Raw genomic sequence first — 24,245 nt, forward strand, 5'->3', positions numbered from 1 at the left:
GTCAGCGGGCGCGTGATTGCTGGAAACTGTCCAGCGCGGCGTCGGTCACCGTCTGTCCCTCGCCCTGCATCTGGTGCAGCGGCGCCGAGGGTTTCAGGACACGGCGCAGCGCCTTGCGCAAGGCCGTGGCAGGCGACAGGCGCCCGGTGAGCAGGCGCCGCAAGACATCGGTCCCCCGGATCCAGCCGCTGTAGAGGCGCCCCGCCGCCGCATCTCCGGGCACCAGCCGCGCCAGCGCCAGCCGCGGCCAGGCCACCCACAGCCCCCGCTGCCACGCCGCCGCCTGGCGCAGATAGCCGATGGCGTCCTGCCGGAGTCCCAGCGCCAGGGCGCGGTGACCGGCCGCCAGACAGTAGTGACGGCGCAATCGCAGCGTCTCCTCGTCGGTGCAGTCCGGCCCGGCAAACAGCTCGTCGAAGAACCCCAGCTTGTTCACCTCGAACCGGTAGGCTCCGCTGCCCGTGGCCAGATGGGCCTGCGCCAGCGGCTGGTTGCCAGCGGCACGCTCGTACTTGATCGCCGAGGGCACCGCGATCATGCTGGCCGGAAACTCGCGCGCCAGCCGGGCGAGAAAGTGGTAATCGGCCGCACTGCGCGTGCGGGTGGCGAACGGGCCGATCTGCGCGATGGCCTCGCGCCGGCACATGGTCACCGGGAGCCAGTTCAGATAGCCCCAGCGCATGTGCTGGAACAACATGCCCTCGTAGACCATCGCATCCGGCCGCCCGAGCGACTCGACGATCGCGCGGCCCCAGGCCCCGACGATGCGCTTGCGGTCGTAGACGCGCAGGTAGTCATCCTTCACGCCCGTCGGCAGCAGCAACGCACGCGAACGGATCGCCCGGGCAAATCCGTCATAAAGAACGCCGATGTCATGCCGATCATGGAGGATAGGAGGCGAACCATCGCCCAGGTCCTCGACAAACTCGGTGGTCACCCAATGCCGGTCCGGATGCGCGTTCAGGAATGCCGTGGTCAGCGCCAGAAAGTGCGGCAACCACTCGTCGTCGGAATCCATGAAGGTCACGAATCGTCCGCGCGCAGCGCGCAAGCCCGTGTTGCGGGCGACGTACACGCCCTGATTGGATTGCTCGATGTAGCGGATGCGCGGGTCGAGCGACTCGATGCGGGCGCGTGTGCCGTCGGTCGAGCCATCATCGACCACGATCAGCTCCCAGTCTTGGTGGGACTGCATCAGGATGCTGGCCACGGCGCGCCCGATCACGTCCAACCGATTGAACGTTGGAAGGACTATAGATACTTCAATCACTTGTCAAGCTCGCAATCACCAATCATCAGGCTCATTCGAGAACCCGGTCACAAGCAAGTTACTTTTCTTGCCTGAGACGATGCTAATCTCAACAAATGTTGCGGTCTACAATGGAATGGCACTCAATCAAACGCTTCATTTTGGAGTCAGCTTTGCAGCAGCCGGATCTGTCACGATTCGACACCAAAAAGCGAATACAGGTGCATGCAAGCGCGAATTTCATGACCGTTTCAACGTCCGACTGGCTGGCAAGCTTCACAATACGGCCGGCCGACTGGCCAACGCACGTTCAGTTCGGGTCGCGGCGGTCAGGCATTTTCAGCAAACACGGCCCAAGGCAGTCCCGATCCTGCATGCACGGATGTGTAATTTTCATTTACATCGCATGTCAAGGCGATTCAGCGCTCGACTTGCAGGATCTGGCTTGCCAAGTGGAAACATCAAGTTACGTTACGCATAATATGAATGCTACGGGTACGCAACCCGGGGAGTGGGAGCACCTCTGATGATCAGGATTTCACGTCCGATTGCACGCTGGTTCGTGCAGGCCCGGTATCCATCGGGCACCAATCTGTTGCCCATCCTGATGTACCACCGGGTGTTGACCGAACCCGATCCGCTGCAGCCTGATGTGCCGCACCAGGCGCTGCTGGCGGAGCAGTTCCGCACGCTGGCCGGCGCCTTCAATGTGCTCCCGCTGCACGAGGCAGCGGAACTCCTGCGCAACGGCGGCTTGCCGCCGGGCGCGGCCTGCATCACCTTCGACGACGGCTACCGCGACAACCACGATCTGGCACTGCCGCTGCTGCGCGAGTACAAGCTGCCCGCCACCGTGTTCGTGGCCTCCGGCTTTCTCAATGGCGGTCGCATGTTCAACGACTCGGTGGTCGAGACGGTGCGGCGACTCGACACCGGCGAGATCGACCTGTCGCGCGTCGGACTCGGCAAGCGTCTGGTGAGCGACATGGCCTCGCGCCGCACACTGATCGGCGAGCTGACCAAGGCGGTCAAGTACCTGGACCCGGTCGAACGCGACGATTTCTGCGAAGACCTGTGCCGCCGCGCCGGATCGCGCCTGCCAACCGACCTCATGATGGACGACAGGCACGTCAAGGCGATGTCCGATGCGGGCGTCGACATCGGCGGGCACACGGTCAGCCATCCCATCCTGGCCCGCGTCGATGGCCCGGCGGCCCAGCGCGAGATCGAGAGCAACCGCGACCACCTCACCGCACTGACCGGCCGGCAGCCGCTGTGCTTCGCCTACCCGAACGGCAAGCCGAACCTGGACTACACCTCCGCGCACGCACGCATGGTGAACGGTGCCGGCTACAAGGCGGCGGTTTCCACGGCGGTCGGCGTGGCATCCGACGATGCGGACACCTTCCAGTTGCCCCGCTTCATGCCACGCGAACGCAGTGCCGCACAGTTCGTGGCACGCATGGTGCGCATGGCCACCCACCGACATCGACAGGTCGCCGATTGACCTACACTTCTGCGCTTTCAGAGTTCACGGAGACCGTCAGGTCCGATTGATGGCAGGGTTTTCTATTGCACCGGGCTGGATGACGCCCCTGCCAGTCGGAGTGAAGCGATGAGCAACCAGTTCGGTGCCAAGGCCATGCTGCGCTCGGCATTGCTGATGACGGGGTCGACCTACGTCGCGTACGCCGCCGGTCTGGTGGCGAGCATGCTGGTGGCGCGTGGACTCGGTCCGGCCGACTTCGGCCGCTATGCCTACCTGATCTGGCTGTCAGGCGTGCTGGTGCTGCTGATGAACCACGGCCTCACCACGTCCGCGATCCGCTTCGTCTCCGAGTCCCTTGGTCGCGACGACCTCGCGGGAGCGCAGGCGCTGCACCGCTGGTTCCAGAAGCGCCAGGGCTGGTCGATCCTCCTGATCGGTGCGCTTTTCCTGCTCGGGGTGCCCATCCTCAAGCCCGCGGGCTGGGAAGGCCACCTGACCTACTTCGCCTTCGTGGCGCTGGTGGCCTCCGCGACCAAGGCCTGGTACCTGTTCAGCATCTCGGTCGCCAAAGGCCACGGGCGCTTCGGCGTCGAGGCCAGCTCGGTGAGCGCCCTCAGTCTGGTGAACCTCGTCGGTGCCGGCATTCTGGCGATGATGGGGGTGCCGCTGGAAGGCTTCATGCTGCTGTTCCTGCTGGTTTCGGTGGCCCACCCGGTCATGGCCACCCTGCAGTTGCGCCGCGCAGACATCCGCAAGGGCGGGCGAGACTGCCAGGAGACCCTGCTGCAGCGGGTTCGCCCCCATCTCTTCTGGACCATGGTGTCCACCTTCGTCTTCGCCTTCAGCAACAAGGCGGTCGAGACCTTCCTGTTGAACAAGCTGGCCGGCGCGGAGGCCGTGGGCTTCTTCACCATCGCGGCCACCCTGACACGCGGAGGAGTCGAATTGCTGTCCACCGGGCTCACCACGGTGCTGATGCCGATGATGGCCAATGCCTTCGGGGCGGGCGGGCGCGAGCGGGTCAACCGCATCGCCGGCGATGCCGTCCGGTACTTCCATTTTCTCGGACTCCTGCTCACGGGCGTGGGCTTCTTCTGGGCCACGCCGGTCATTGCGCTGATGTATGGCGACAAGTACGCGCCCGCCGCGTTTGCCCTGCAGATGATGGTGATCATCCGAGGCTTCACCCTGTCGCACGCGGCCTTCGGCGCACTGCTGTCGATCACCGACAACCAGCGCCTGCGGGCGGCCGAATCGATCTTCGCGGTCATCGTCAGCGCGGCGGCTGCGCTGTGGCTGGTGCCGCTCTACGGTCTGCAGGGCGCCATCCTTGCGCACATGCTGTCGACCGCGGCCGTGTTCCTCTTCTCGTTCGGCTGTGTGCGGGTGGTGCTGAAGGTGCCATTGCCCTATGGCGACGCCGCCCGCATGACCGCCGCAGCCCTCAGCGCTGCCGCCGTGTCGATGGGGGCGCTGATCGCCACCGACTCGCCCTCGTCGCTGCACCAGATTCTGGTCGGCATCCTCTACGTCCTGACTTACCTGGCGTGCACCTTGATCTTCAAGGTCTGGAACCAGTACGATCTGGCCATGCTCGGTAATCTCGGCCATCGGATTCCCGCATTCAAGCGACTGGCTTTCCTGCTGATTCCCTGGGTCCGCCATGTCTGAATCTCGAAGACAGGCCGCCAACCTTTGATGAATCTGAATGTCGGGCCCTGCGGTGTTTGATCTGCGCTGATTCGAAGTGGGAAAACTTCCCTTTTCGCGTGACTTCTGAAATCATCCGCGAGAATAGACGTAGTACCACACTGCCCTCAAGGGCATTCCGGAGCCCGAAGCCATGTCAGGAGTTTCCGTCAGTCCACCCGGGCTGATCAGCGTCGTCATACCGGCCTACAACGCGCAGCAGTCCTTGCCGGCAACGCTGGACAGCCTCTTTGCCCAGACCTGGCCAACACTCGAAATCATCGTCGTGGACGATGGGTCCACCGACCGCACGGCCGACGTTCTCGCCAGCTACGGAGACCGCATCCGCACGATCCGCCAACCGAACGGTGGCCTCGCCAGCGCGCGCCGCACCGGCGTGGCCGCGGCCGGCGGTCAATGGATCGCCATCATGGATGCAGATGACCTGTGCCGACCGGAACGCCTGGCCGTGCAGGCGCGGGTGCTGCAGCGGTGGCCGGAGGTCGTGCTGTGCTGCAGCGACTTCGATGCGTTCAATGAACAGGGCGTGGTCGGCACCGCCTACGCAAGCCGTTACTACGCCAGCATCGGGCGTGCACCGGAGGGCGTGAAGTCGCTGCTGGGCCAGGCCGAAGTCCTGGACCTGAAGGGCTGCCTGCCGGCTTCTCCAGCCGCCACCGAATCCGACCGACAGACCACCGTCCACCGTGGCAACGCCTACCGTGCGCTGGCACATGGCAACTTCGTCCATCCACCGACGATCATGTTCCGGCGCACACTGCTCGACACGGCCGGCACCTTCGACACCGAAGCCGGCTCGATGTGCGACTGGGACTGGATCACGCGCGTGGCCGCCGTGGGTTCGATCGCCTTCGTGGAACGCCCGCTGCTGGAATACCGGCTGTCCTCGACCCAGATGTCGTCAGCACGCCACCGCATCCGGGCCAGCCAGGACACGCTGCGGGTAGCCGAGCGCATCTGCCGCCGTGACGAGGCGCTCTACCTGGCCGAACTCCCCCGCTTCCGGGCTGATCTGGGCTTCTTCTGTGCCGATGCCGCAGATGCCGAAGTCGACCACGACAAGTGGCAAGCGGCCCAGCTGCTGACCCGCAGCGTGGTGCGGTTCGGGCGCGTCGATGCGCTGACGCTGCGGGTGCTGCTCAAGATCCTGACCCCCGCCTGGGCCCTGGCGGCCAAGCGCAGCCGCCAGGCCCTGCACACAGCCTGACGCAGCCAGCCCGGCGCAGGATGGATCAGTCGGCGGACGGCGCCTCGGCCACGGCAGGCGTGGCATCCGCTGCTGCTGCCGCCTTGCGCTGGCGTCGCCGCCGCAGTGCGGCTTCCAGATCGAAGCGCCAGGCCGAGGTGCGCAGCGTCGTCCAGGTCATCTGCTCGTCCAGCGTGGCCAGATTGACCTTGTAGCGCGACTCGCCGGCCATGAAGTCATAGACACCGTGGCCTTGGGCCGCGTTGTACTGGGCGGCCAGCACATGGGCGACCAGACCGGGCCGCGCGTGCTTCTCGATCAGGCCGTACTCCAGCCCCGACTGGTAGAAATACACCCGGCCGCCGCGCACGAAGCTGTAAAGGAACGCCAGGTCGTGTTCGCCCACGGCGACGCGCAGCAACTGCACCCCGCCGTCCAGCAGATGCCGCTCCACCAGGGTGCGGTGGAAGCGGGTGAAGAACGCATTGCTGAACGCCCCCGGCTCGCCCTGCGCCACCCAGTGCGCCTGGTGCAGCGCCGCCAGCCGGTCCAGCCAGTCGAGGCCCTGCGCGACCGTGGTCGCGGCCTCCAGCGTGAGCGGGCCAAGGCGCGCGTACTCCTTCATGCTGCGGCGGATCTGCGAGCGGCTGTTGGCGCTGATGAGCTTGAGGAAGTCGCCGCCCGCCTCGCGCACCGCCGGCAGGTCCACCGCGTAGGAGCGACGCACCCAGTCCTCGCGCGTCACCTGGCGCCGCCCGGTCTGCTCGGCACCGACCGGCCAGCCGCTGCCCGCCAGACCGGGCAGCGTCACCTCGGTCACGCCGCGCAGCTGCTCCAGCCAGTGGCCGAGCATGGCCGCGCGCACGGCGTCCGCCTGGTCAGCGTCCAGCAGAAAATCGTTGTGCTCGACGGTGAGGATGTCGAACTCGGGCCGGCCGGTCGCATGCAGGAAGGCGGTGCTGCAGAAGCGCAGCCCGAAGCGCTGGCGGGCAGGGCCATCGACCACCAGCGCCAGTCCGACCAGCTGCGCGCCCTGTCGGGCCTGCAGCAGGCGCGGCTGCACCGTCGGCGGCAGCGTGTCCAGCCACACCCCGATCCAGGCCCAGGAGGTGAAGAAACTCGCGCGCGAGCGCGCTTCGAGCGCCAGCCAGTCGGCCTGCAGCCGGGAGCGCTCGGGCAGAGGCGTCAGGGACAGGGCGTACGCGGTTCGGGAATCGGAGGGCGAAGGAGTGGAGGTCCGAACAGTCATGCGCAATCGTGGATGAGAAAGGGCCCCCAGAGCAGAGGCCATCCGGGGATTGTCGCCGCGCTGTCCGTCGTCCCGATGACGTCAGGCTTGGCCAGCGCCTCGGACTCGCTGCAAGCCCCTCACTTGCGCATCAGGGTGCTCTTGCCGAACAGGCTTTCGATCAGATCGACGGCGAGTTCAGCCGTCCGGTTGCGGTGGTCGAAGGCCGGATTCAGCTCGACCACGTCCAGCGAGGCCAGACGCCCGGTGTCGGCGATCATCTCCATGCAGAGCTGCGCCTCGCGGTAGGTCGGCCCGCCCGGCACGGTGGTGCCCACGCCGGGTGCGATGTCCGGATCGAGGAAATCGACGTCGAAGCTCACGTGCAGGTGGGTGTGGTCATCGAGCGTGGCCAGCGCCAGCTCCATGGCGTGTCGCATGCCCATCTCGTCGATGTAGCGCATGTCGAAGACTTCGAGGTCCTGCTGGTGCACGAAGCGCTTCTCGCCCTCGTCCACGCTGCGGATGCCGATCTGGCGGATCACCTTGGGCGAGATCGCTGGCACGTGGCCGCCGATGCGGGTCAGCTCGTCCGGGCCGAACCCGCAGAGGCACGCCACGGGCATGCCATGGATGTTGCCACTCGGGGTGATGGTGCTGGTGTTGAAGTCGGCGTGGGCATCCAGCCACAGCACACGCAGCTTGCGGCCCTGTTCGCGGCAATGGCGCGCCACGGCACTGATCGAGCCGATGCCCAGGCAGTGGTCACCGCCCAGCATGATCGGCAGGTGGCCTGCCGCCAGTTCGGCATGCACGGCCTCGTGCGTCAGGCGATTCCATTCGGCGACTTCGGCCAGATGGCGGTAGCCATCGACCGGTGGTTGCCAGGGATTGGGCGGGCCGGCGAGGTTGCCGGTGTCGCGCACCGACAGCCCGTGGGCCTCCAGACGCTCGCGCAGTCCGGCGACCCGCAAGGCTTCGGGCCCCATCGAAGCGCCGCGGGCCGAGGCTCCGGCATCCGTCGGTACACCGATCAGGGACACCACGGTCTTGCGGGTCTGCACCATGCTCACATGTCCTCGGCGAACTTGCCGGTCTGCGTGTCGGGGAGATCGAAGCCATAGTGGCTCGACAGGTAGGCCCAGGCCTCTTCGGCGGTCTCGACGAACTGGAACAGTTCGGTGTCGCGCGGGCCGATCATGCCGGTCTCGATCAGCCAGTCGAAGTCGATCAGCCGGCTCCAGAAGTCACGCCCGAACAGCAGGATCGGCCGCCGGCGGGACTTGCCGGTCTGGATCAGGGTCATCGTCTCGAACAGCTCGTCGAGCGTGCCGAAGCCGCCGGGGAAGCACACCAGCGCGATGCTGCGCATCAGGAAATGCATCTTGCGCAGCGCGAAGTAGTGGAACTGGAAGCACAGTTCGGGCGTGATGTAGGCGTTCGGCTCCTGCTCGTGCGGCAGCACGATGTTCAGGCCGATGCTGCGGCCGCCCACCTCGTGTGCGCCACGGTTGCCCGCCTCCATGATGCCGGGGCCACCGCCCGTGACGACATGGATGGGCGTGTCGAGCTGCGCCGATTCGCGCGTGACGATGGCGGCGAAGGCCCGCGCCTCCTCGTAATAGCGGCTCATCTGCACCTGCGTGCGCGCACGGGCCGTCGCCGCAGCATCCCCGCTGGCATCGGCCGCGTCCAGGCGGGCGGCAGCGATGTCCAGCGGCAGGATGCGGGCGCTGCCGAAGATGACGATGGTGGATTCGATGCCCTGCTCGCGCTGCACCAGCTCCGGCTTGAGCAGCTCCAGCTGCATGCGGACCGGGCGCAGTTCATCGCGCAGCAGGAAGTCGTTGTCGGTGAACGCCAGCCGGTAGGCGCTTTCCGGTCCGCTGTAGCGGGACACCGGCTGAGCGGCAAGGGCTTCTTCCTCCGCGCTGGGGAAGTTGCGGGCTTTCAGGTCAGGATGAAGTTGGTCCATGTTCTTCGGTGTGACGACCCGCGCAGACGGGGCACGCGGGGTCGCGGCCCATGCGGATCTCGGTCCATTCCATGCGGCGCACGTCGAGCATCTGCAGGCGTCCGGCCAGCGAGGTGCCGAAACCGGCCAGGATCTTCAGTGCCTCGGCCACCTGCATCGTGCCGATGATGCCGACCAGCGGCGCGAACACGCCCATCGTGGCGCAGCGCACCTCGGGCACCTCCGCCGACGGCGGAAACACGCAGGCGTAGCACGGGTCGGCTGCACCACGCGGATCCCAGACCGAGATCTGGCCATCCAGCCCGATCGCCGCGCCCGAGACCAGCGGCTTGCCGTGGCGCACGCAGGCCGCGTTGACGGCGTGCCGGGTGGGGAAGTTGTCGCTGCAGTCCAGCACCACGTCGGCCCGGGCCACCAGCGTGTCGAGCATCGCAGCATCCGCGCGCTCGGCGATGGTGTGGACGCGCACCTCCGGGTTGATCGCCGCCATCGAGGCCGCGGCGGACAGCACCTTGGGCTGGCCGACACGCTCCTCGGTGTGGGCGATCTGGCGCTGCAGGTTGGTGCGGTCCACCGTGTCGTGGTCGACCACGGTGACCGTGCCGACGCCCGCGCTGGCCAGGTAGAGCAGCACCGGCGAGCCCAGCCCGCCGGCGCCGATCACCAGCACGTGTCCCGCCAGGAGCCGCTGCTGGCCTTCCACCCCGATCTCGTCGAGCAGGATGTGGCGGCTGTAGCGCAGCAGCTGGTTGTCGTTCATCTCGTCGAGGGTATCCAAACGCAGGCTCCCGCTCACGCTCAATTCGGCTTCGGCTCGTCGGCCTTGCGCTCGACCTGCGTCTTCGACGCCACCACCGGCTTGCCCTTCAGGCGGTTGAGCGCCTGCTGCAGCGGGAAGTCATCGGGTGCGCCGTACTCGGGCAGCCGGGCGACCGGCTTGTCCTTGTCCTTCGCATCCTTGGCCTTCGCGTTGGCCTCTTCCAGCTTCTTGAGCGCCTCCTCGCGGGCCTTCTCGCGGGCGGCATCCTTCTTGTCGGCTTCCGGGCCGTTGATCAGGTGCTTGTCCAGATCGGCCTCGCGCAGACGCAGCGCGGCATACGGACTGCCTTCTGCGGTCTCGTCCACGGGGATGTCCGGCAGGATGCCCTTGGCCTGGATCGACTGGCCGGACGGCGTGTAGTAGCGCGCGGTCGTGATCTTCAGCGAGGTGTTGGGCATCGGCAGGCGCGCCATCTCGCTCTGCACCGAGCCCTTGCCGAAGGTCTGCGAGCCCATGATGATGGCCCGCTTGTGGTCCTTGAGCGCGCCAGCCACGATCTCGCTGGCGGAGGCCGACCCTTCATTGACCAGGACCACCACCGGCACCGACTTGATCAGCGCCGGCAGGCCCGCCAGCACGTCGCTGCCGTCCCGCGAATAGAACATCGGCGAGGCCTTGAGCACGCTGCGCGACTCGGCGATCTGGCCGTTGGTCGACACCACCACCGCGTCCTTGGGCAGGAAGGCCGCCGAGATGCCCACCGCGCTGTCGAGCAGGCCGCCCGGGTCGTTGCGCAGGTCGAGCACCAGGCCCTTCAGGTTCGGCTCGGCGCGGAAGATCTCCTTCAGCTGCTCGACGAAGTCGCGCAGCGTCGGCTCCTGGAACTGGTTGACGCGGATCCAGGCATAGCCCGGCTCCATCACCTTCGAGCGCACGCTCTTGGTCTTGATCTCCTCGCGGATGATCGTGACCGGGAAGGTGCGGTTCTCGGCCTTGCGGTAGACGGTCAGCAGCACCTTGGAGCCGCTCGGGCCACGCATGCGCTTGATGGCCTGGTCCATGTTCAGGCCCTTGACGGCGGTCTCGTCGATGCGGGTGATCAGGTCGCCCGTCTGCAGACCGGCACGGAAGGCCGGCGAGCCCTCGATCGGCGAGACCACCTTGACGAGGCCCTCTTCCATCTCGATCTGGATGCCCACGCCCGTGAACTTGCCGCTGATGCCTTCGTGGAATTCCTTGTAGGCCTGGCCTTCGAAGTAGGCCGAGTGCGGGTCCAGCCCGGACACCATGCCGCCGATCGCGTCACGGATCAGCTTCTTCTCGTCCACCGGCTCGACGTACGAACGCTTGACGAGGTCGAACACCGCGGCGAGCTGCTGCATGTCCTCCAGCGGCAGCGGCGACAGCGCGCTGCGCGCCGTGGCCTGCAACTGCATCGTGGCCAGCGCACCGGCGACGGCCCCGACAGCCACCCAACCCGCAACCTTCAATTTGCTACCCATTTCGGACACCTCTTGCGTTGCAGGCCACGCCAGCCTGCACACCATGAATCGATCGGGCAGTATAGGACGGGCCATGTGCACGGCCCCTGAACAAGCCGGCATGCCCCTGCCTCCATCTGGCGAGAACCGGCGGAAATCAGGAGGAATGCGGATATTGACCGGCATGGCCTGACGCGCGGGCGCTGCCGGCCGCCGGTGAAGAACTCGCTAAACTTCACACACGCTTCACGCCTGTCCCCGTCCTCCACCGACCGACCCACGTCCGAGTCACCCCGATGCACACCGCCAGCCTCTCCAGCAAGGGCCAGATCGTCATCCCCAAGGCGCTGCGCAACGAGTTGAACCTGCTGCCCGGCACCCGGTTCGCGCTGAGTGTCGACGCCGGCCGCCTCGTGCTGGAGCCGCTGCGCGAGCCGGAGTTCGACCTGGACGCCATCCACGCGGCGGTCGACCAGCTCGCGGGCTGCCTGTACCGCCCGGACGCCGTGCCGACCAGCGCCCCCGAGGACGAGGCGGCCATCGTCGCCCTGCTGGGCAGCGAAGACCGCCGCCTGGGCCGGGGCCAGCCATGATCTTCCTCGACAGCTCCGTGCTGGCACGGCTCATCCTGCGCGACCAGCCCGCCGCCTACCTCGCCGCACGCGAGCTGCTGCGCCAGCCGAAGCGCTACGGCGTCACCGGCACCGTGCTGCTGGAACTGGTCTGGCTGCTCAAGAGCAAGCGCATCGGCAACAACGACCTCAGCCGCGCCATCGCCGCCATCCTGGCGCTGCCCAACCTGCACTGCCCCGACATCGAAGCCGTCTGGACCGCCCAGATGGCCCACACCGCCGGCATGGACTTCGCAGACGCGCTGCACCTGGCGATCAGCGCCGAGGCGGGCGCGACCGGCTTTGTCACCGCCGATCCCCTGCTGGCCCGCCACGCCCAGCGCCTGGGCCTGCAGCCGCCGGTCGAGCTGCTTGGCTACCATCCCGAACCATGACCGACCAAGCCCACGCCCACAGCGACCCCGACGCCTCGCCCCTCGGCAAGGTGGTGGCCACCTACCGCGACACCTACGCCCCCGAGCTGCTGTATCCGATCTCGCGCACGCCCAAGCGCGAGGAGATCGGCCTCACCACCGACAACACCAGAGGCCACCTGCCTTTCATGGGCGCCGACCTCTGGACCGCATACGAGCTGTCCTGGCTCACGCTGCGCGGCAAGCCCGAGGTGGCACTGGCAACGTTCACGGTGCCCTGCGAATCGCCGAACATCATCGAGAGCAAGTCGCTCAAGCTCTACCTCAACAGCTTCAACATGACCCGCTTCGCGTCGATCGACGCGGTGCGCGAGGTGCTGGTGCGCGACCTGAGCGCGGCCACCGGCGTGCGGGTCGGCGTGAAGCTGGTGCTGCCCGAGGCCTTCGACGCGCAGCCGATCCACGAACTCTCCGGCCTGTGCCTGGACCGCATGGACATCGACTGCGACGTCTTCCAGCCCGCACCCGAGCTGCTCACGGCGGCGCTCGACGAGCTGCCCGTCACCGAGACACTCACCTCCAACCTGCTCAAGAGCAACTGCCTGGTCACCGGCCAGCCAGACTGGGGCAGCGTGCAGATCACCTACAGCGGCCCGCAGATCGACCAGGCCGGCCTGCTGCGCTACCTGGTGAGCTTCCGCGGGCACAACGAGTTCCACGAGCAGTGCGTCGAGCGGATCTACATGGACATCCTGACCCGCTGCCAGCCCGTCAAGCTGCAGGTCTACGCCCGCTACACCCGCCGCGGCGGCCTGGACATCAACCCCTGGCGCACCAGCCACCCCGCGGCTGCGCCCGTCAACGTCCGGACGGCGCGCCAATGAGCCACCCGGTCGCCCTCACGCTGTACGGCATCCCGAACTGCGACACCGTCAAGAAGGCCCGCGCCTGGCTGGCCGAGCGCGGCGTGGCGGTCACCTTCCACGACTTCAAGAAACAGGGCGTGCCCGAAGCGGCGCTGGACACCTGGCTCGCCCAGATCGGCTGGGAAACGCTGCTCAACCGCAGCGGCACGACCTGGCGCCGGCTCGATGACGCCACCCGGGCCGCGGTCACCGATGCCGCCAGCGCCCGGGCACTGATGCTGGCGCAGGCGAGTGTCATCAAGCGCCCGGTCGTGCAGTGGCCGGACGGCCGCCACACCGTCGGCTTCAGCCCGGAGCGCTTCGGCCAGTTGCTGGCGTGAAGCCACCCGGCACGCGCAGCTCGAAGACGGCGGAGGCCACCACGGCGCCGTTGACCTGCAAGTCCACCCGGTGCGCGCCGGGGTAGTAGACCCGGGTCGTGATCGGCCGCACCGCGTGCTGCTTCGCCAGCGTGCGCGTCTCGCCCGGTGCCAGCGTCAGGTTCCAGCCCTTGAAGACCTTGGGGGAGGTGCTGCCGTTGGCCTTCACATGGTGGATCACGACGTCGACCACCAGCGCCTGCGGCCGGCGTGACAGCGAGGTCAGCGTGGCCAAGAGCTGCACGCGTTCGCCCAGCGTGATCTGCGCCGGGGTGATGGCCAGCTCGGCACGGCCCAGCAGCGCCTCGCCCTGCCCCCAGGCAGCCAGCACCGCCGCGTCACCCGCCTTGATCAGCGACCGGCTGGCATGGCGCAGCAGCGCACGGCGCTCGACCGAGGCCTCCGGCAGGTGGCGCTGCAGCCAGTCCGCGATGACCGCGGGGTGGTCCTTGGCGATGTCGTTGAGGTGGTTCGCCACCGAGCGGCGCACGCAGGGGCTCGGATCGTCCTGCAGGGCCGCCAGCAGCGGCAGCGTCGGTGCCGGATCGGCGATCAGCGGGCGCAGTTGCAGGCCCCATGGGAGACGCGGCCGGCTGCCTTCGCTGACGAGGCGGCGCACGTGCGGGCTGGGATCGGCGCACCAGCGCTGCAGCGTGGCGAAGACCGTGTCCGGATGCCGCAGCAGCAAGGGTCGGATCGCCCACTCGGCGGTGAAGCGCTGCGTCAGGGCGTGCAGCGCCTGCAGCGCGCGGTGCGGATCGTCCAGCCCGCGGCGCGCCACCCACTCGCCCACCGGCCAGAGCGCCCAGCCGGCCAGGCCCTCCGGGCCGGTGCGCACGCCGCCGGGTGCATCACCGACGGTCACTGGCGCAAGGGCCGCTTCCAGCAGTTCCGCGCCCGCCGCGAAGTTGGCGGGCAGCGTCGATTCCAGCGCATCGGCGAGCTGCATCGCTCGGGCCTTCAGCTCCAGCGCGTCCAGCCCGTCGAGCGCCAGCTGCTCGAACCGGGGGCGGTCAAACGTGGGGGCCACCCGCTGGAGGTGCGCCCCGATGGCCCGGACCACGGCAGGGTCCAGCAACAGCTTGAAAGGCTCGGTCATCGGTGTAGGCGGAAAATGGGCTCCAGTGTGTACTGAAAAACCCTCATCCCATTCCTTAGGCGAGGATCGGCCCACAGCACGGACGGCTACAGTCGGTGTGCCAACCCACTCCTGCCACACCAGCCGCGCCCTGCCGTGAAGTCGATTTCCCCCACGCCCCGGCGCCGGTGGCAGGCTGTGCGCACGACGGGCAAGATCGTGTTTGGTCTTGTGCTGGCCGTGGCACTGGTCGCCGCGCTCGGACTCGGCCTGGCCGTCGCCCGCCTGTGGCCCGACCTGCCTCCGCTCGACAAGGTCACCCACTACGAACCCCAGCAGCCCCTGATCGTCTACACCGCCGACGGCGTGCAGATCGGGCAGTTCGGTGCCGAGCGGCGCCAGTTCGTGCCGATCGGAGCCATCCCGGCGATGCTGCAGGGCGCCGTGCTCGCGATCGAGGACACCCGCTTCGAGCAGCACTTCGGCATCGACCCGATCGGCATCGCGCGGGCCCTGCTGGCCAACGTCGGCGGCGGCATGCGCCAGGGGGCATCGACCATCACGCAGCAGGTGGCGCGCAATTTCTTCCTCTCGCCCAGCAAGACGCTGGAGCGCAAGCTCAAGGAAGTCCTGCTGGCCCTGCAGATCGAGCGCAGGCTCAGCAAGGCGCAGATCCTGGAGCTGTACATGAACCAGATCTACCTCGGCCAGCGCGCCTATGGCTTCGCCGCTGCAGCGCAGGTCTACTTCGGCAAGCCGCTGTCGGCGCTGTCGATCGCCGAATCCGCGATGCTCGCCGGACTGCCGCAGAACCCGAGCTACGCCAACCCGGTCACCAACTTCGCGCGTGCCCGTGCCCGGCAGGCACTGGTGCTCGCCCGGATGGAAAAGATCGGCCTGATCACCCCGGACGAGCGCACCGCCGCACTGGCCGAGACGCTGGCCATCCAGTTGCCCACGCACACCGAGGTCCACGCCGAATACCTCGCCGAAATGGTGCGCCAGGCGGTGGTGGCCCGCTTCGGCGAGACCGCGAACACGCAGGGCTACAAGGTCTACACCACCGTGCGCGCCGCCGAGCAGCAGGCCGCCTACGCCGCATTGCGCGCCACCGTGCTGGACCACGAGCGCCACCAGCCCTGGCGCGGCCCCGAAGCGCACGAGACGCTGCCTTTCCTGCGCGGTGTCGAACTGGAGCGCGCTGCGGCCCAGGCCTTGCGCGACCACCAGGATGACACCGACCTGCGCCTGGCCATCGTCACCGAGTCCACCCAGCGAGTCGTGACCGCACAGCTTGCCACCGGCGAAACCATCCAGCTGACCGGCGCCGGGATCGCCCGCGTGCGGGCCGCGCTGTTGCCGGACGCCCCCGAAGAGCGTGCGATCCGCCGTGGCGCCGTCGTCCGGCTGGAGCGGCGGGACTTCGGCTGGGCCATCGCGCAGTGGCCACAGGTGCAGGCCGCGTTCGTCGCGCTGGAACCAGCCAGCGGGCGGCTGCAGGCCCTCGTCGGCGGTTTCGATTTCACGCGCAGCCCCTTCAACCGGGCGACGCAGGCCTGGCGACAGGCGGGCTCCAGCATCAAGCCCTTCCTGTATTCCGCTGCACTGGAACAGGGCGTCATGCCGGACACCCTGGTCAACGATGCGCCGCTGCTCCCCACCGGCACCGGCGACACCGAAACCGCCGTCACCGGCTGGCAGCCACGCAATGCCGACGGCCAGTTTGATGGCCCGATCACCGTGCGGCAGGGGCTGGTGCGCTCGAAGAACCTTGTCAGCCTGCGCCTGCTGCAGCAGATCGGCCTGGGCAGCGCCCGCGACTGGATCCACCGCTTCGGTTTCGACCCGGCACGCCTGCCGAATGACCTGACACTGGCGCTCGGCTCGGGCAGCACCACACCGCTGCAACTGGCGCAGGCCTACGCCCTGCTGGCCAACGGCGGTCGGGAGACGACCCCGGTCTTCATCGACCGCATCACGAATGCACAGGGCGTGGTCGTGTTCCAGCCACCGCCTCTGCCTCCCCACGAAGCCGACAGCCTCGCCATTCCGGCGCGCAACGCCTTCCTCGTCAACTCGATGCTGCTGGACGTCACCCGCGCTGGCGGCACCGCTGCGCTCGCCCAGCGCACCCTGCAGCGCGGCGACCTCCACGGCAAGACCGGCACGACCAACGACGCCGTCGACGCCTGGTTCGCGGGCTTCCACCCCAGTGTCGCCGCGGTGGCCTGGGTGGGTTTCGACGAGCCGCGCAGCCTGGGCGAGCAGGCCTCCGGCAGCGCGCTGGCCCTGCCGATCTGGATCGGCTTCATGGACAAGGCCCTGGCCGGGGTGCCGGAAGCCACGCCGGTCGTGCCGGACGGCCTCGTGCGCGTCGGCGACGACTGGCGCTATGCCGAATGGGCGCAGGGTGGTCAGGTCGCGCGGATTGGCATCGACGCCGTACCCGCTGCGGCAAGCGCACCGCTGGCGGAGCCCGCTGCCTCCGCAGTGTCGGCCGCCGCAACGGCCCCTTGACTGGAGCTTGACCGCGGACCAGCGCGCTGGTCCAGGTGCGTCAGGTAGAGCCGCAGGTCGAACTCCAGCTGGTGGTAGTCCGGCGCCATGTGGCAGCACAGCGCGTAGAAGGCCTTGTCGTGCTCGCGCTCCTTCAGGTGCGCGAGTTCATGCACGACGATCATCTTCAGGAAGGCCGCCGGTGCCTCGCGGAACAGGCTGGCGATGCGGATCTCGCGCTTGGCCTTGAGCTTGCCACCCTGCACGCGCGAGATGGTGGTGTGGGTGCCGAGCGCGTGCTGGATGACCTTGAGCTTCTGGTCGTAGAGCACCTTGGTGACCGGCTCGGCGCTGCGCAGGTAGCGGCTCCGGAGTTCCTGGGTGTAGTCGTAGAGCGCCCGGTCGGTGCGGACCTCGTGCGGCTCGGGATGGCGCCGGGCCAGCAGCGCGCCCAGCTTGTCCTCGGCGACCAGTTCGAGCACCTGCGCCTGCAGCTCGGCCGGGTAGCCGCGCAGGTACTTGAGTGTGGTGGTGGCACTGGCGCTCATCGGGTGCCGTTCTGGGAAAGGTCGCGCGGGTCATCGAGCGACGCGGCGTTCAGCACCTTGCCCTCGAAGTCATAGGTGACGCGGAAGACCTTGCGCGTCTGGCCATCGAGCCAGCGCCAGTCCCAGACCTCTTCCTTCTTGAGCTGGAAGGCCTGCTTCTCGGCGGGCTGGCCCAGCAGCCGGCGCACCTCGGCCACGGTCATGCCCGGCTGGACCTTGGCGAAGTAGCTCGGGTGCAGCACCTGGCGCAGGCCGGTCATCTTGCCATCCTGGCCGATGGTGATGAAGTAGTTGGTGCTGCCTTCGGGCTGACGGGTGTACTCGAAGACCCGCGTGCCATCGTCCAGGCGCTGGATGTCGAGCGGCGTGCCGAACTCGCGCATCACGTCCATCTCGGTCGCGACGCCCTCTTCGAGCTTCGCAATTTTCTGCTGATCGCAGCCGGCCAGCAGCGCCGCGGCGGCCAGCAGGAGCGGCAGCACGCCGCGGGTGAACAGGTGTTTCATGGTGGTGGTGCGTTCAGAAAGACGGAATCGGCTTCAGCGGCCCGGTGAACGACTCTCGCGCCGGGGGACCGGGCAACGGTTCGAACTCGATGCGCTGTTCCGGCACGTCGCAGTCGGGCAACTGGTCCAGCAAGTGCCGGATCAGCGTCAGCCGGCCGCGGCGCTGGTCGTTGAAGTCCACCAGCGTCCAGGGGGCGGACTTCGTGTGGGTGGCGTCCAGCATCGCGTCGCGGGCGGCGCCGTATTCGCGGTACTTCAGGCGCGCCTTCAGGTCGATCGGCGACAGCTTCCAGCGCTTGAGCGGGTCGCTGCGGCGCTCGGCGAAGCGCTCTTCCTGCTCGGCCTGGTCCACGGTGAGCCAGTACTTGAACAGCAGGATGCCGTCGTCGACCAGCTGCTGCTCGAACACGGGCACCTGCTTCAGGAAGCGCTGCACCTCGTCCTCGCTGCAGTAGCCCATCACCTTCTCGACGCCGGCGCGGTTGTACCAGCTGCGGTCGAACAGCACGATCTCGCCGGCCGCGGGCAGGTGCGCGGTGTAGCGCTGGAAGTACCACTGCGTGCGCTCGACCTCGGTCGGCTTGGCCAGCGCGACGACACGGCACTGGCGCGGATTCAGGCAGTCGCTGACCGCGCTGATCGCCCCGCCCTTGCCGGCGGTGTCGCGGCCCTCGAAGATCACCAGCACGCGCTTGCCGTGGTGCGCGACCCAGCGGGCCAGGCGGTCGAGTTCCACCTCCAGCGGCTCCAGTGCGTCGGCGTAGTCCGACTTGCCGAGGCGGTCCTGGTCGGGGTGGTCGTCCGACTTCTTGCCGTTCTTGTCCTTGCCCATGGTCTGCGCTCCTTGTGTGCGTCCGTCCGTCAGTCCATCAGTCTGCCCGGCGGTCAACCGCGTGCGGCCGATTCGGCCAGCACGTCCTTGAGCAGCCGCGCCTTCGCCTTGCGGCCCTTGATGTTGCCCTTGCTCAGGCGCTCGGCCGCCTGGCGCGCCACCTTGGTGTCCACGGCCACATAGGTGTGGAAGTCGGTGACGTTGATCTTGCCGATCTGCGCTGACACATAGCCGGCCTCGCCGGTCAGTGCACCCAGCACGTCGCCTGGGCGGATCTTGTCCTTGCGGCCGCCCAGGATCTGGATGGTCTGCATCGGCGGCACCAGCGGGGGCGCATCCTCGACCTCGGCGTTGAACAGCTCCGCCAGCGGCGACCACACCGTCTCGCGGCCCTGCAGCACCTCGATGCGGCCGACGCGGCCCATCTCGTCCAGGCTGGCGAGGCTGAAGGCCAGGCCTTCCTCGTCCGCACGGCCGGTGCGGCCGACGCGGTGGATGTGCACCTCGGTGTCCGGCGTGATGTCGACGTTGATCACCGCGCCGAGCTGCGCGATGTCCAACCCGCGAGCGGCCACATCGGTCGCCACCAGCACCGAGGCACTGCGGTTGGCGAACTGGATCAGCACCTGGTCGCGGTCACGCTGCTCCAGATCGCCGTGCAGCGCCAGCGCCTCGAAGCCGGACGCCACCAGCACATCCACCAGATCGCGACAGCGCTGCTTGGTGTTGCAGAAGGCGATCGCGCTGTCCGGGCGGTATTTCTTCAGCAGCAGCGTCACGGCGTGCAGGCGCTGGTCCTCGGCGATCTCGTACCAGTGCTGGCGGATCTTGGACGGCGCGTGGACCTCCTTCAGCTTGATCTCCTGCGGCGACCGCATGAACTCGCGGCTCAGGTTGGCGATGCCTTCCGGGTAGGTGGCCGAGAACAGCAGGGTCTGGCGCTGGCGCGGGCACTGGCGGGCGATGGAGGCGATGTCGTCGTGGAAGCCCATGTCGAGCATCCGGTCGGCCTCGTCCAGCACCAGCGTGTTGAGCACGCCCAGCACCAGGCTGCCGCGCTCCAGGTGGTCGCCGATGCGGCCGGGCGTGCCGACGACGATGTGCGCGCCGTGGGCCAGGCTGTCGATCTGCGGGCGCATGGTCGAGCCGCCACACAGGGTCAGGATCTTGATGTTGTCCTGCGCGCGGGCCAGCCGGCGGATCTCCTGGGTAACCTGGTCGGCGAGTTCGCGGGTGGGGCACAGGACCATGGCCTGCACGTCCTGGCGCGCGACGTCCAGCCGCGCCAGCAGCGCCAGCGCGAAGGCCGCCGTCTTGCCGCTGCCGGTCTTGGCCTGCGCGATCAGGTCGTGGCCGGCGAGCGCGAGCGGCAGGCTCGCGGCCTGGATCGGGGTCATCCGGGTGTAGCCGAGCTGCTCCAGATTGGCCAGCATCGCCGGCGAGAGCGGCAGGCGCGAAAAGGAATCGGGGGCGTTCGTAGGTTCTTGCATGGGCGGATTATCCGGGCAGGCGAGAATGTCCCCCCATGCACCGCACCATCTTCGACACCCCCGGCGTCAACCGCGTCTTCCGGGCCCTCTCCGCGGCCATCCTGCGACTGTCCGGCTGGAAGGTCGAGGGCCGGCTGCCGGCCGATGTCGGCAAGTGCGTGGTCATCGCCGCCCCGCACACCAGCAACTGGGACCTGCCCTACACGCTGATGGTGGCCTTCGTGCTGGATCTGCGCATCTACTGGATGGGCAAGTGGCAGATCTTCCGCCCGCCCTTCGGTGGCCTGATGCGCTGGCTGGGGGGCATCGCGGTGCGCCGGGAAACCTCCAACAACCTGGTGGCCGAGGCGGCGCAGGCGCTGGTCGACGCCGACGGTCCGGTGCAGCTGATCGTGCCGCCCGAGGGCACCCGCAGCAAGGTGCGCTACTGGAAGACCGGCTTCTACTACATCGCCCTGCAGGCCCGGGTGCCGATCGTGCTGGCCTACCTCGACTACACGCGCAAGGTGGGCGGCGTCGGTCCGGTCTTTCACCCGACCGGGGACATCGACCGCGACATGGTCACCATCAAGGCCTTCTATGCCAACATCCGCGGGCGCCATGCCGACCAGTTCGATGCCCAAGCCTGAACACACCCGCCTTGCCGCACTGGCTGCTGCCGCCCTGCTCCTCCCGCTGGGGGCCGGCGCGACAGACCGGGTGCGCTGCCACGTCGACTACGGCGGCGAGACCCGCACCATCGAGGCCACCCCGGTGGCCAGTGCGCTGTCGGTCGCGCCGGTCGAGATCGGCTCCTTCTTCCGCTTCCGGATCGTGCTGCAGCGCACGCGCGGCCTGCCCGACGACGTCCGCATCGAGACCTTCGCCGACCGCGACGACGGGCCGGTGCTGATCCACCAGGGCCGCTACACCGCCCCGCAGCGCCAGGGCAGTCGCCCTGGCAGCGGCTTCACCGGACACCATGCCGTCTACGAACCGGTCCGCGATGGCGAACTGCAATATTGGTGCGAATGGAAACCATCCCGATGAGGATCCCCCTGCCCCGACCCGTCGCCGTGCTGGTGCTGACTGCCGCCCTCTGTGCAGGGGCCCAGGCCGGCCAGCCCCGCGCGCAGGACACCAGCGTGCGCCTGGTCTTTGCCGGCGACGTCATGCTGGACGATGGCCCAGGGCGGACCATCGCTGCGGGCGGCGATCCGCTGGCAGCCTTCGACGCCGTGCTGCGCGATGCCGACTACACGATCGGCAATCTGGAGTGCCCGATCGCCACCACCGGCCAGCCGATGGACAGCAAGATCTTCAACTTTCGCGCCGACCCGCGGGTGCTGCCGGTGCTGCAGGGTCGGTTTGACGCGCTCGCGGTGTCGAACAACCACGCCGGCGACTACGGCCGCGGCGCCTTCGTGGAAACCATGCAGCGCGTGAAGGCGGCGGGCATCGCGGTCTTCGGCGGTGGCGAGAACCTGCAGGCGGCGCACGCACCGCTGTGGATCGAGCGCAAGGGCCTGCGCATCGCCGTGCTGGGCTACAACGAGTTCAAGCCGCGGGCCTTCGAGGCCGGCGCCACCTGGCCGGGCGTCGCGTGGAGCGACGACCGCGAAGTCGTCGCCGACATCCGGGCCGCGCGGCGGGCGGGCGCCGATGTGGTGATTCCCTTCATGCACTGGGGCTGGGAGCGCGAACCCCACACCAGTGCCCGCCAGCAGCAGCTCGCCCGGCGCCTGATCGACGCGGGCGCCGACGCGGTGGTCGGCGGGCATCCCCATGTCACCCAGGGCGCCGACACCTACAAGGGCCGGCCGATCATCTGGAGTCTGGGGAATTTCGTGTTCGACGGTTTCGACCTGCCGCCAGCACGCATCGGCTGGGTCCTGCGCATGACGGTGGACAGACGCGGCGTGCGCGCCTGGGACACGGTGGAAGCGCAGATGGACGACGCCGGAACACCCGCACCACGCTGGGACCGCTACACGCCCTGCGGCTGGCGAGGTGAAACGACGGTCATGCGTTGTCAGGCACCGCCGCCACCGGAGCGCTGACTGTCGAAACTGACACGGGGGCCTTCTGGCAACTCGATCTTGACTTCGAGCACCTCGAGGTTGTCGTGCCGCTCCAGATGGACCTTGATGTCGTTCGGATGGATGGAAACGTATTTGGTCACCACGGCCAGCAGTTCGCGCTGCAGTGCGGGCAGGTAATCCGGGCTGGCACTGCGCGAGGTGCGCTCGTGCGCCAGGATGATCTGCAGACGTTCCTTGGCCACCGTCGCGGATTTCTGCTTTTCACCGAGCATGAATGATAGAAACCCCATGGGGTCACCTCGCGCCAAACAACCGCTTGAAGAAACCCGGCTTCACCAGTTCGATGAAGCGCATCGGCTTTTCTTCGCCCAGGAACCGCGCCACCACATCCTTGTAGGCCTCGGCAGCATCCGCTCCGGCCATGTGGATCACCGGCACGCCCTGGTTCGAGGCCTGCAGCACCACTTCCGACTCGGGAATCACGCCGATCAGCTTGATGCGCAGGATCTCGTGGATGTCCTCGATCGACAGCATCTCGCCGCCCTGGACCCGGGTGGGGTTGTAGCGGGTGATCAGCAGGTGCTCCTTGACGGGCTCACGGCCTTCGATCGCGCGCAGGGTCTTGGAGCTGAGCATGCCGAGGATGCGGTCCGAGTCCCGCACGGACGAGACTTCGGGGTTCGTCACCACCAGCGCCTCGTCGGCGAAATGCATGGCCATCATCGCACCCGTCTCGATGCCGGCCGGCGAATCGCAGACGATGTACTCGAAGTCCATCTCGGCAAGTTCCTGGAACACCCGGCCGACGCCTTCCTTGTTCAGCGCTTCCTTGTCCCGCGTCTGGGAGGCTGCCAGCACGAACAGGTTCTCGCAGTGCTTGTCCTTGATCAGGGCCTGCTGCAGATGCACTTCGCTGTTGATGACGTTGATGAGGTCATACACCACGCGGCGCTCGCAGCCCATGATGAGGTCGAGATTGCGCAGACCGACATCGAAATCGATGACGACCGTCTTGTGTCCCCTGATCGCCAGTCCTGAAGCAAAGCTGGCGCTGGTGGTGGTTTTGCCGACGCCTCCCTTCCCGGAGGTCACCACAATGATCTTGGCCATCCGTCGAGGTCCTTTCTGTTGACTTGTTTGTTATGTACTGACTTGGGGAAAACACCAGCCCTGAAAATGCAGCGCACGGTTCAGCCCTTGATGGGCTCGATGATCAGGGTGTCACCATCCAGCCGCACCTGGGCAGGTTTTCCGCGTACTTCCAGCGGCAGCGGCGGATCTGTCGTCTGGTATATCCCGGCAATGGAGATCAATTCCGGCTCCATGCACGTGGTGAATATCCGCGCATTCACGTCCCCGGTCGCCCCGGCAATTGCCTTGCCGCGCAGCGGAGCATAGACATGGATGCTGCCGTCCGCGATCACTTCCGCACCATGGTTGACCAGCGCGAGAATGACCAGGTCAGAACCCTTGGCATAGACCTGCTGTCCGGAGCGCAAAGGCCGATCGATCACCATGGCCACCGATGAACGCAAGGCGACCGGGGGCGCGATGGCGGGGGACCGCGCAGGCGACGGCCCCTCCTGCGGAGGCACCTCGCAGAGGCCTGCAGCCTGAGCTGCAGCCATCTGCGCGGGCGATCCGCCCCGGACCGCCACCGGTACCATGCTGTAGTTGAGCAGGAGTTCGATCAGTCCGCGAAAATCGATCTCGTCCGGAGAATCATGGATGTGCGCCAGATCGATCAGGACCGGGTCCTGATTGAAAAATTCGGTCGATGGCCCCAGGCGGGCCTTGAGTTGTTCTGCCAGTTCCGACAAGTGGGGCGACTTCACTACCAGAGCGACCAGCGTGAGCGTGGCGCTTTTCAGATCAAACACAGCAGGTGAATTTCCCGGAGAGGCTAGAGCCATGTGACATCAATCG

The 24,245-nt window shown here is 67.6% G+C and carries 25 protein-coding genes; 11 read left to right on the top strand and 14 right to left on the bottom strand.

The annotated features are described in order from the left end of the window. Position 1: 1 nt before the first annotated feature. Positions 2 to 1,270 carry a glycosyltransferase family 2 protein gene (locus tag BDD16_RS22760; RefSeq protein ID WP_310732855.1) on the bottom strand — a complete coding sequence of 423 codons (1,269 nt, stop codon included), beginning with the start codon at positions 1,268 to 1,270 and terminating at the stop codon, positions 2 to 4. Between the two features lie 505 nt (positions 1,271 to 1,775). Here BDD16_RS22760 and BDD16_RS00140 point away from each other — a divergent pair. The 3 genes from BDD16_RS00140 (at position 1,776) to BDD16_RS00150 (ending at position 5,655) form a co-directional block, all read left to right on the top strand. Next, complete coding sequence (locus BDD16_RS00140; RefSeq protein ID WP_179631948.1) at positions 1,776 to 2,756, top strand: polysaccharide deacetylase family protein; 981 nt, start codon at positions 1,776 to 1,778, stop codon at positions 2,754 to 2,756. Positions 2,757 to 2,864: 108 nt separating this feature from the next. Beyond that, on the top strand, positions 2,865 to 4,409 hold the full coding sequence (locus BDD16_RS00145; protein WP_179631950.1) for a lipopolysaccharide biosynthesis protein: 1,545 nt from the start codon (positions 2,865 to 2,867) through the stop codon (positions 4,407 to 4,409). A gap of 172 nt (positions 4,410 to 4,581) precedes the next feature. Then, positions 4,582 to 5,655: a glycosyltransferase family 2 protein gene (locus tag BDD16_RS00150; protein ID WP_179631952.1), complete on the top strand. Its 1,074-nt coding sequence runs from the start codon at positions 4,582 to 4,584 to the stop codon at positions 5,653 to 5,655. A gap of 25 nt (positions 5,656 to 5,680) precedes the next feature. On the opposite strand, the gene BDD16_RS00155 is transcribed toward BDD16_RS00150, so the two are convergent. From BDD16_RS00155 to BDD16_RS00175, 5 genes are all read right to left on the bottom strand, one after another. Beyond that, positions 5,681 to 6,883, bottom strand: coding sequence for a GNAT family N-acetyltransferase (locus BDD16_RS00155; protein ID WP_179631953.1), 1,203 nt, complete (start codon positions 6,881 to 6,883; stop codon positions 5,681 to 5,683). A 119-nt stretch (positions 6,884 to 7,002) separates the two neighbouring features. Beyond that, a complete protein-coding gene (gene rocF / locus BDD16_RS00160; RefSeq protein WP_179631955.1) occupies positions 7,003 to 7,929 on the bottom strand; it encodes an arginase in 927 nt (308 codons plus the stop codon). A gap of 2 nt (positions 7,930 to 7,931) precedes the next feature. Beyond that, complete coding sequence (locus tag BDD16_RS00165) at positions 7,932 to 8,837, bottom strand: LOG family protein (RefSeq protein WP_179631956.1); 906 nt, start codon at positions 8,835 to 8,837, stop codon at positions 7,932 to 7,934. Further along, complete coding sequence (locus BDD16_RS00170) at positions 8,818 to 9,597, bottom strand: HesA/MoeB/ThiF family protein (RefSeq protein ID WP_179635922.1); 780 nt, start codon at positions 9,595 to 9,597, stop codon at positions 8,818 to 8,820. The genes BDD16_RS00165 and BDD16_RS00170 overlap by 20 nt, the downstream gene beginning before the upstream one ends. A 38-nt stretch (positions 9,598 to 9,635) precedes the next feature. Next, positions 9,636 to 11,099: a S41 family peptidase gene (locus tag BDD16_RS00175; protein ID WP_179631958.1), complete on the bottom strand. Its 1,464-nt coding sequence runs from the start codon at positions 11,097 to 11,099 to the stop codon at positions 9,636 to 9,638. Positions 11,100 to 11,374: 275 nt separating this feature from the next. Between BDD16_RS00175 and BDD16_RS00180 the strand changes: the two genes are divergently transcribed. Genes BDD16_RS00180 through BDD16_RS00195 form a run of 4 tightly spaced genes read left to right on the top strand, consistent with a single transcriptional unit; the run spans position 11,375 to position 13,309 of the window. Further along, the gene (locus tag BDD16_RS00180; protein WP_179631959.1) at positions 11,375 to 11,671 is read left to right on the top strand and encodes an AbrB/MazE/SpoVT family DNA-binding domain-containing protein; all 297 of its coding nucleotides are present in this window, start codon (positions 11,375 to 11,377) and stop codon (positions 11,669 to 11,671) included. Then, positions 11,668 to 12,084 carry a type II toxin-antitoxin system VapC family toxin gene (locus tag BDD16_RS00185; RefSeq protein WP_179631960.1) on the top strand — a complete coding sequence of 139 codons (417 nt, stop codon included), beginning with the start codon at positions 11,668 to 11,670 and terminating at the stop codon, positions 12,082 to 12,084. Before BDD16_RS00180 ends, BDD16_RS00185 begins: the two co-directional genes overlap by 4 nt. Further along, positions 12,081 to 12,947 (top strand): NADPH-dependent 7-cyano-7-deazaguanine reductase QueF, encoded by an 867-nt coding sequence (queF, locus tag BDD16_RS00190; RefSeq protein WP_179631961.1) that lies wholly within the window; start codon positions 12,081 to 12,083, stop codon positions 12,945 to 12,947. Before BDD16_RS00185 ends, queF begins: the two co-directional genes overlap by 4 nt. Further along, positions 12,944 to 13,309, top strand: coding sequence for an ArsC family reductase (locus BDD16_RS00195; protein WP_179631962.1), 366 nt, complete (start codon positions 12,944 to 12,946; stop codon positions 13,307 to 13,309). Before queF ends, BDD16_RS00195 begins: the two co-directional genes overlap by 4 nt. On the opposite strand, the gene BDD16_RS00200 is transcribed toward BDD16_RS00195, so the two are convergent. Then, complete coding sequence (locus tag BDD16_RS00200) at positions 13,275 to 14,447, bottom strand: DNA alkylation repair protein (RefSeq protein WP_179631963.1); 1,173 nt, start codon at positions 14,445 to 14,447, stop codon at positions 13,275 to 13,277. The two genes, BDD16_RS00195 and BDD16_RS00200, sit on opposite strands and share 35 nt — an antisense overlap. Before the next feature lie 135 nt (positions 14,448 to 14,582). On the opposite strand from BDD16_RS00200, the gene BDD16_RS00205 reads away from it, so the two are divergent. Continuing rightward, complete coding sequence (locus BDD16_RS00205) at positions 14,583 to 16,943, top strand: penicillin-binding protein 1A (RefSeq protein WP_310732856.1); 2,361 nt, start codon at positions 14,583 to 14,585, stop codon at positions 16,941 to 16,943. Here the strand turns inward: BDD16_RS00205 and BDD16_RS00210 are convergent. The 4 genes from BDD16_RS00210 to dbpA are packed head-to-tail and all read right to left on the bottom strand — an operon-like array spanning position 16,841 to position 20,298. After that, positions 16,841 to 17,470, bottom strand: coding sequence for a YgjP-like metallopeptidase domain-containing protein (locus tag BDD16_RS00210; protein WP_179631964.1), 630 nt, complete (start codon positions 17,468 to 17,470; stop codon positions 16,841 to 16,843). The two genes, BDD16_RS00205 and BDD16_RS00210, sit on opposite strands and share 103 nt — an antisense overlap. After that, positions 17,467 to 17,976: an outer membrane protein assembly factor BamE gene (locus BDD16_RS00215; RefSeq protein WP_179631965.1), complete on the bottom strand. Its 510-nt coding sequence runs from the start codon at positions 17,974 to 17,976 to the stop codon at positions 17,467 to 17,469. Before BDD16_RS00215 ends, BDD16_RS00210 begins: the two co-directional genes overlap by 4 nt. 13 nt (positions 17,977 to 17,989) lie before the next feature. Further along, positions 17,990 to 18,808 carry a polyphosphate kinase 2 gene (ppk2, locus tag BDD16_RS00220; RefSeq protein WP_179631966.1) on the bottom strand — a complete coding sequence of 273 codons (819 nt, stop codon included), beginning with the start codon at positions 18,806 to 18,808 and terminating at the stop codon, positions 17,990 to 17,992. 53 nt (positions 18,809 to 18,861) lie between these two features. Then, positions 18,862 to 20,298: an ATP-dependent RNA helicase DbpA gene (gene dbpA, locus BDD16_RS00225; RefSeq protein WP_179631967.1), complete on the bottom strand. Its 1,437-nt coding sequence runs from the start codon at positions 20,296 to 20,298 to the stop codon at positions 18,862 to 18,864. A gap of 35 nt (positions 20,299 to 20,333) precedes the next feature. Here dbpA and BDD16_RS00230 point away from each other — a divergent pair, with 35 nt between their 5' ends. The 3 genes from BDD16_RS00230 to BDD16_RS00240 are packed head-to-tail and all read left to right on the top strand — an operon-like array spanning position 20,334 to position 22,337. Continuing rightward, complete coding sequence (locus tag BDD16_RS00230) at positions 20,334 to 20,927, top strand: lysophospholipid acyltransferase family protein (RefSeq protein ID WP_179631969.1); 594 nt, start codon at positions 20,334 to 20,336, stop codon at positions 20,925 to 20,927. Beyond that, positions 20,914 to 21,327, top strand: a complete 414-nt coding sequence (locus tag BDD16_RS00235; RefSeq protein WP_179631970.1) for a hypothetical protein — start codon at positions 20,914 to 20,916, stop codon at positions 21,325 to 21,327. The genes BDD16_RS00230 and BDD16_RS00235 overlap by 14 nt, the downstream gene beginning before the upstream one ends. Beyond that, positions 21,324 to 22,337, top strand: a complete 1,014-nt coding sequence (locus tag BDD16_RS00240) for a CapA family protein (RefSeq protein ID WP_179631972.1) — start codon at positions 21,324 to 21,326, stop codon at positions 22,335 to 22,337. Before BDD16_RS00235 ends, BDD16_RS00240 begins: the two co-directional genes overlap by 4 nt. Here BDD16_RS00240 and minE read toward each other — a convergent pair. From minE to minC, 3 genes are all read right to left on the bottom strand, one after another. Continuing rightward, a complete protein-coding gene (minE, locus tag BDD16_RS00245; RefSeq protein ID WP_179631973.1) occupies positions 22,310 to 22,609 on the bottom strand; it encodes a cell division topological specificity factor MinE in 300 nt (99 codons plus the stop codon). The two genes, BDD16_RS00240 and minE, sit on opposite strands and share 28 nt — an antisense overlap. Before the next feature lie 4 nt (positions 22,610 to 22,613). Further along, entirely contained in the window at positions 22,614 to 23,429 is an 816-nt protein-coding gene (minD, locus tag BDD16_RS00250; protein WP_179631974.1) for a septum site-determining protein MinD, read from the bottom strand. 80 nt (positions 23,430 to 23,509) lie between these two features. Continuing rightward, entirely contained in the window at positions 23,510 to 24,232 is a 723-nt protein-coding gene (gene minC, locus BDD16_RS00255; RefSeq protein ID WP_179631976.1) for a septum site-determining protein MinC, read from the bottom strand. Positions 24,233 to 24,245 lie beyond the last annotated feature (13 nt).

The sequence above is a fragment of the Sphaerotilus montanus genome (assembly GCF_013410775.1).
Lineage (GTDB): Bacteria > Pseudomonadota > Gammaproteobacteria > Burkholderiales > Burkholderiaceae_C > Sphaerotilus > Sphaerotilus montanus.

Excerpts from the sequence above, each read along its gene's own strand:
- BDD16_RS00165 (WP_179631956.1), bottom strand. The coding sequence starts at position 8,837 with ATGGACCAACTTCATCCTGACCTGAAAGCCCGCAACTTCCCCAGCGCG.
- BDD16_RS00215 (WP_179631965.1), bottom strand. The coding sequence starts at position 17,976 with ATGAAACACCTGTTCACCCGCGGCGTGCTGCCGCTCCTGCTGGCCGCC.
- BDD16_RS00180 (WP_179631959.1), top strand. The coding sequence starts at position 11,375 with ATGCACACCGCCAGCCTCTCCAGCAAGGGCCAGATCGTCATCCCCAAG.
- ppk2 (WP_179631966.1), bottom strand. The coding sequence starts at position 18,808 with ATGGGCAAGGACAAGAACGGCAAGAAGTCGGACGACCACCCCGACCAG.
- BDD16_RS00195 (WP_179631962.1), top strand. The coding sequence starts at position 12,944 with ATGAGCCACCCGGTCGCCCTCACGCTGTACGGCATCCCGAACTGCGAC.
- BDD16_RS00155 (WP_179631953.1), bottom strand. The coding sequence starts at position 6,883 with ATGACTGTTCGGACCTCCACTCCTTCGCCCTCCGATTCCCGAACCGCG.
- BDD16_RS00210 (WP_179631964.1), bottom strand. The coding sequence starts at position 17,470 with ATGAGCGCCAGTGCCACCACCACACTCAAGTACCTGCGCGGCTACCCG.
- BDD16_RS00170 (WP_179635922.1), bottom strand. The coding sequence starts at position 9,597 with ATGAACGACAACCAGCTGCTGCGCTACAGCCGCCACATCCTGCTCGAC.
- dbpA (WP_179631967.1), bottom strand. The coding sequence starts at position 20,298 with ATGCAAGAACCTACGAACGCCCCCGATTCCTTTTCGCGCCTGCCGCTC.
- minD (WP_179631974.1), bottom strand. The coding sequence starts at position 23,429 with ATGGCCAAGATCATTGTGGTGACCTCCGGGAAGGGAGGCGTCGGCAAA.
- BDD16_RS00140 (WP_179631948.1), top strand. The coding sequence starts at position 1,776 with ATGATCAGGATTTCACGTCCGATTGCACGCTGGTTCGTGCAGGCCCGG.
- BDD16_RS00230 (WP_179631969.1), top strand. The coding sequence starts at position 20,334 with ATGCACCGCACCATCTTCGACACCCCCGGCGTCAACCGCGTCTTCCGG.
- BDD16_RS00200 (WP_179631963.1), bottom strand. The coding sequence starts at position 14,447 with ATGACCGAGCCTTTCAAGCTGTTGCTGGACCCTGCCGTGGTCCGGGCC.
- BDD16_RS00175 (WP_179631958.1), bottom strand. The coding sequence starts at position 11,099 with ATGGGTAGCAAATTGAAGGTTGCGGGTTGGGTGGCTGTCGGGGCCGTC.
- BDD16_RS00145 (WP_179631950.1), top strand. The coding sequence starts at position 2,865 with ATGAGCAACCAGTTCGGTGCCAAGGCCATGCTGCGCTCGGCATTGCTG.
- queF (WP_179631961.1), top strand. The coding sequence starts at position 12,081 with ATGACCGACCAAGCCCACGCCCACAGCGACCCCGACGCCTCGCCCCTC.
- rocF (WP_179631955.1), bottom strand. The coding sequence starts at position 7,929 with ATGGTGCAGACCCGCAAGACCGTGGTGTCCCTGATCGGTGTACCGACG.
- BDD16_RS00185 (WP_179631960.1), top strand. The coding sequence starts at position 11,668 with ATGATCTTCCTCGACAGCTCCGTGCTGGCACGGCTCATCCTGCGCGAC.
- minE (WP_179631973.1), bottom strand. The coding sequence starts at position 22,609 with ATGGGGTTTCTATCATTCATGCTCGGTGAAAAGCAGAAATCCGCGACG.
- BDD16_RS00235 (WP_179631970.1), top strand. The coding sequence starts at position 20,914 with ATGCCCAAGCCTGAACACACCCGCCTTGCCGCACTGGCTGCTGCCGCC.
- minC (WP_179631976.1), bottom strand. The coding sequence starts at position 24,232 with ATGGCTCTAGCCTCTCCGGGAAATTCACCTGCTGTGTTTGATCTGAAA.
- BDD16_RS00240 (WP_179631972.1), top strand. The coding sequence starts at position 21,324 with ATGAGGATCCCCCTGCCCCGACCCGTCGCCGTGCTGGTGCTGACTGCC.
- BDD16_RS00150 (WP_179631952.1), top strand. The coding sequence starts at position 4,582 with ATGTCAGGAGTTTCCGTCAGTCCACCCGGGCTGATCAGCGTCGTCATA.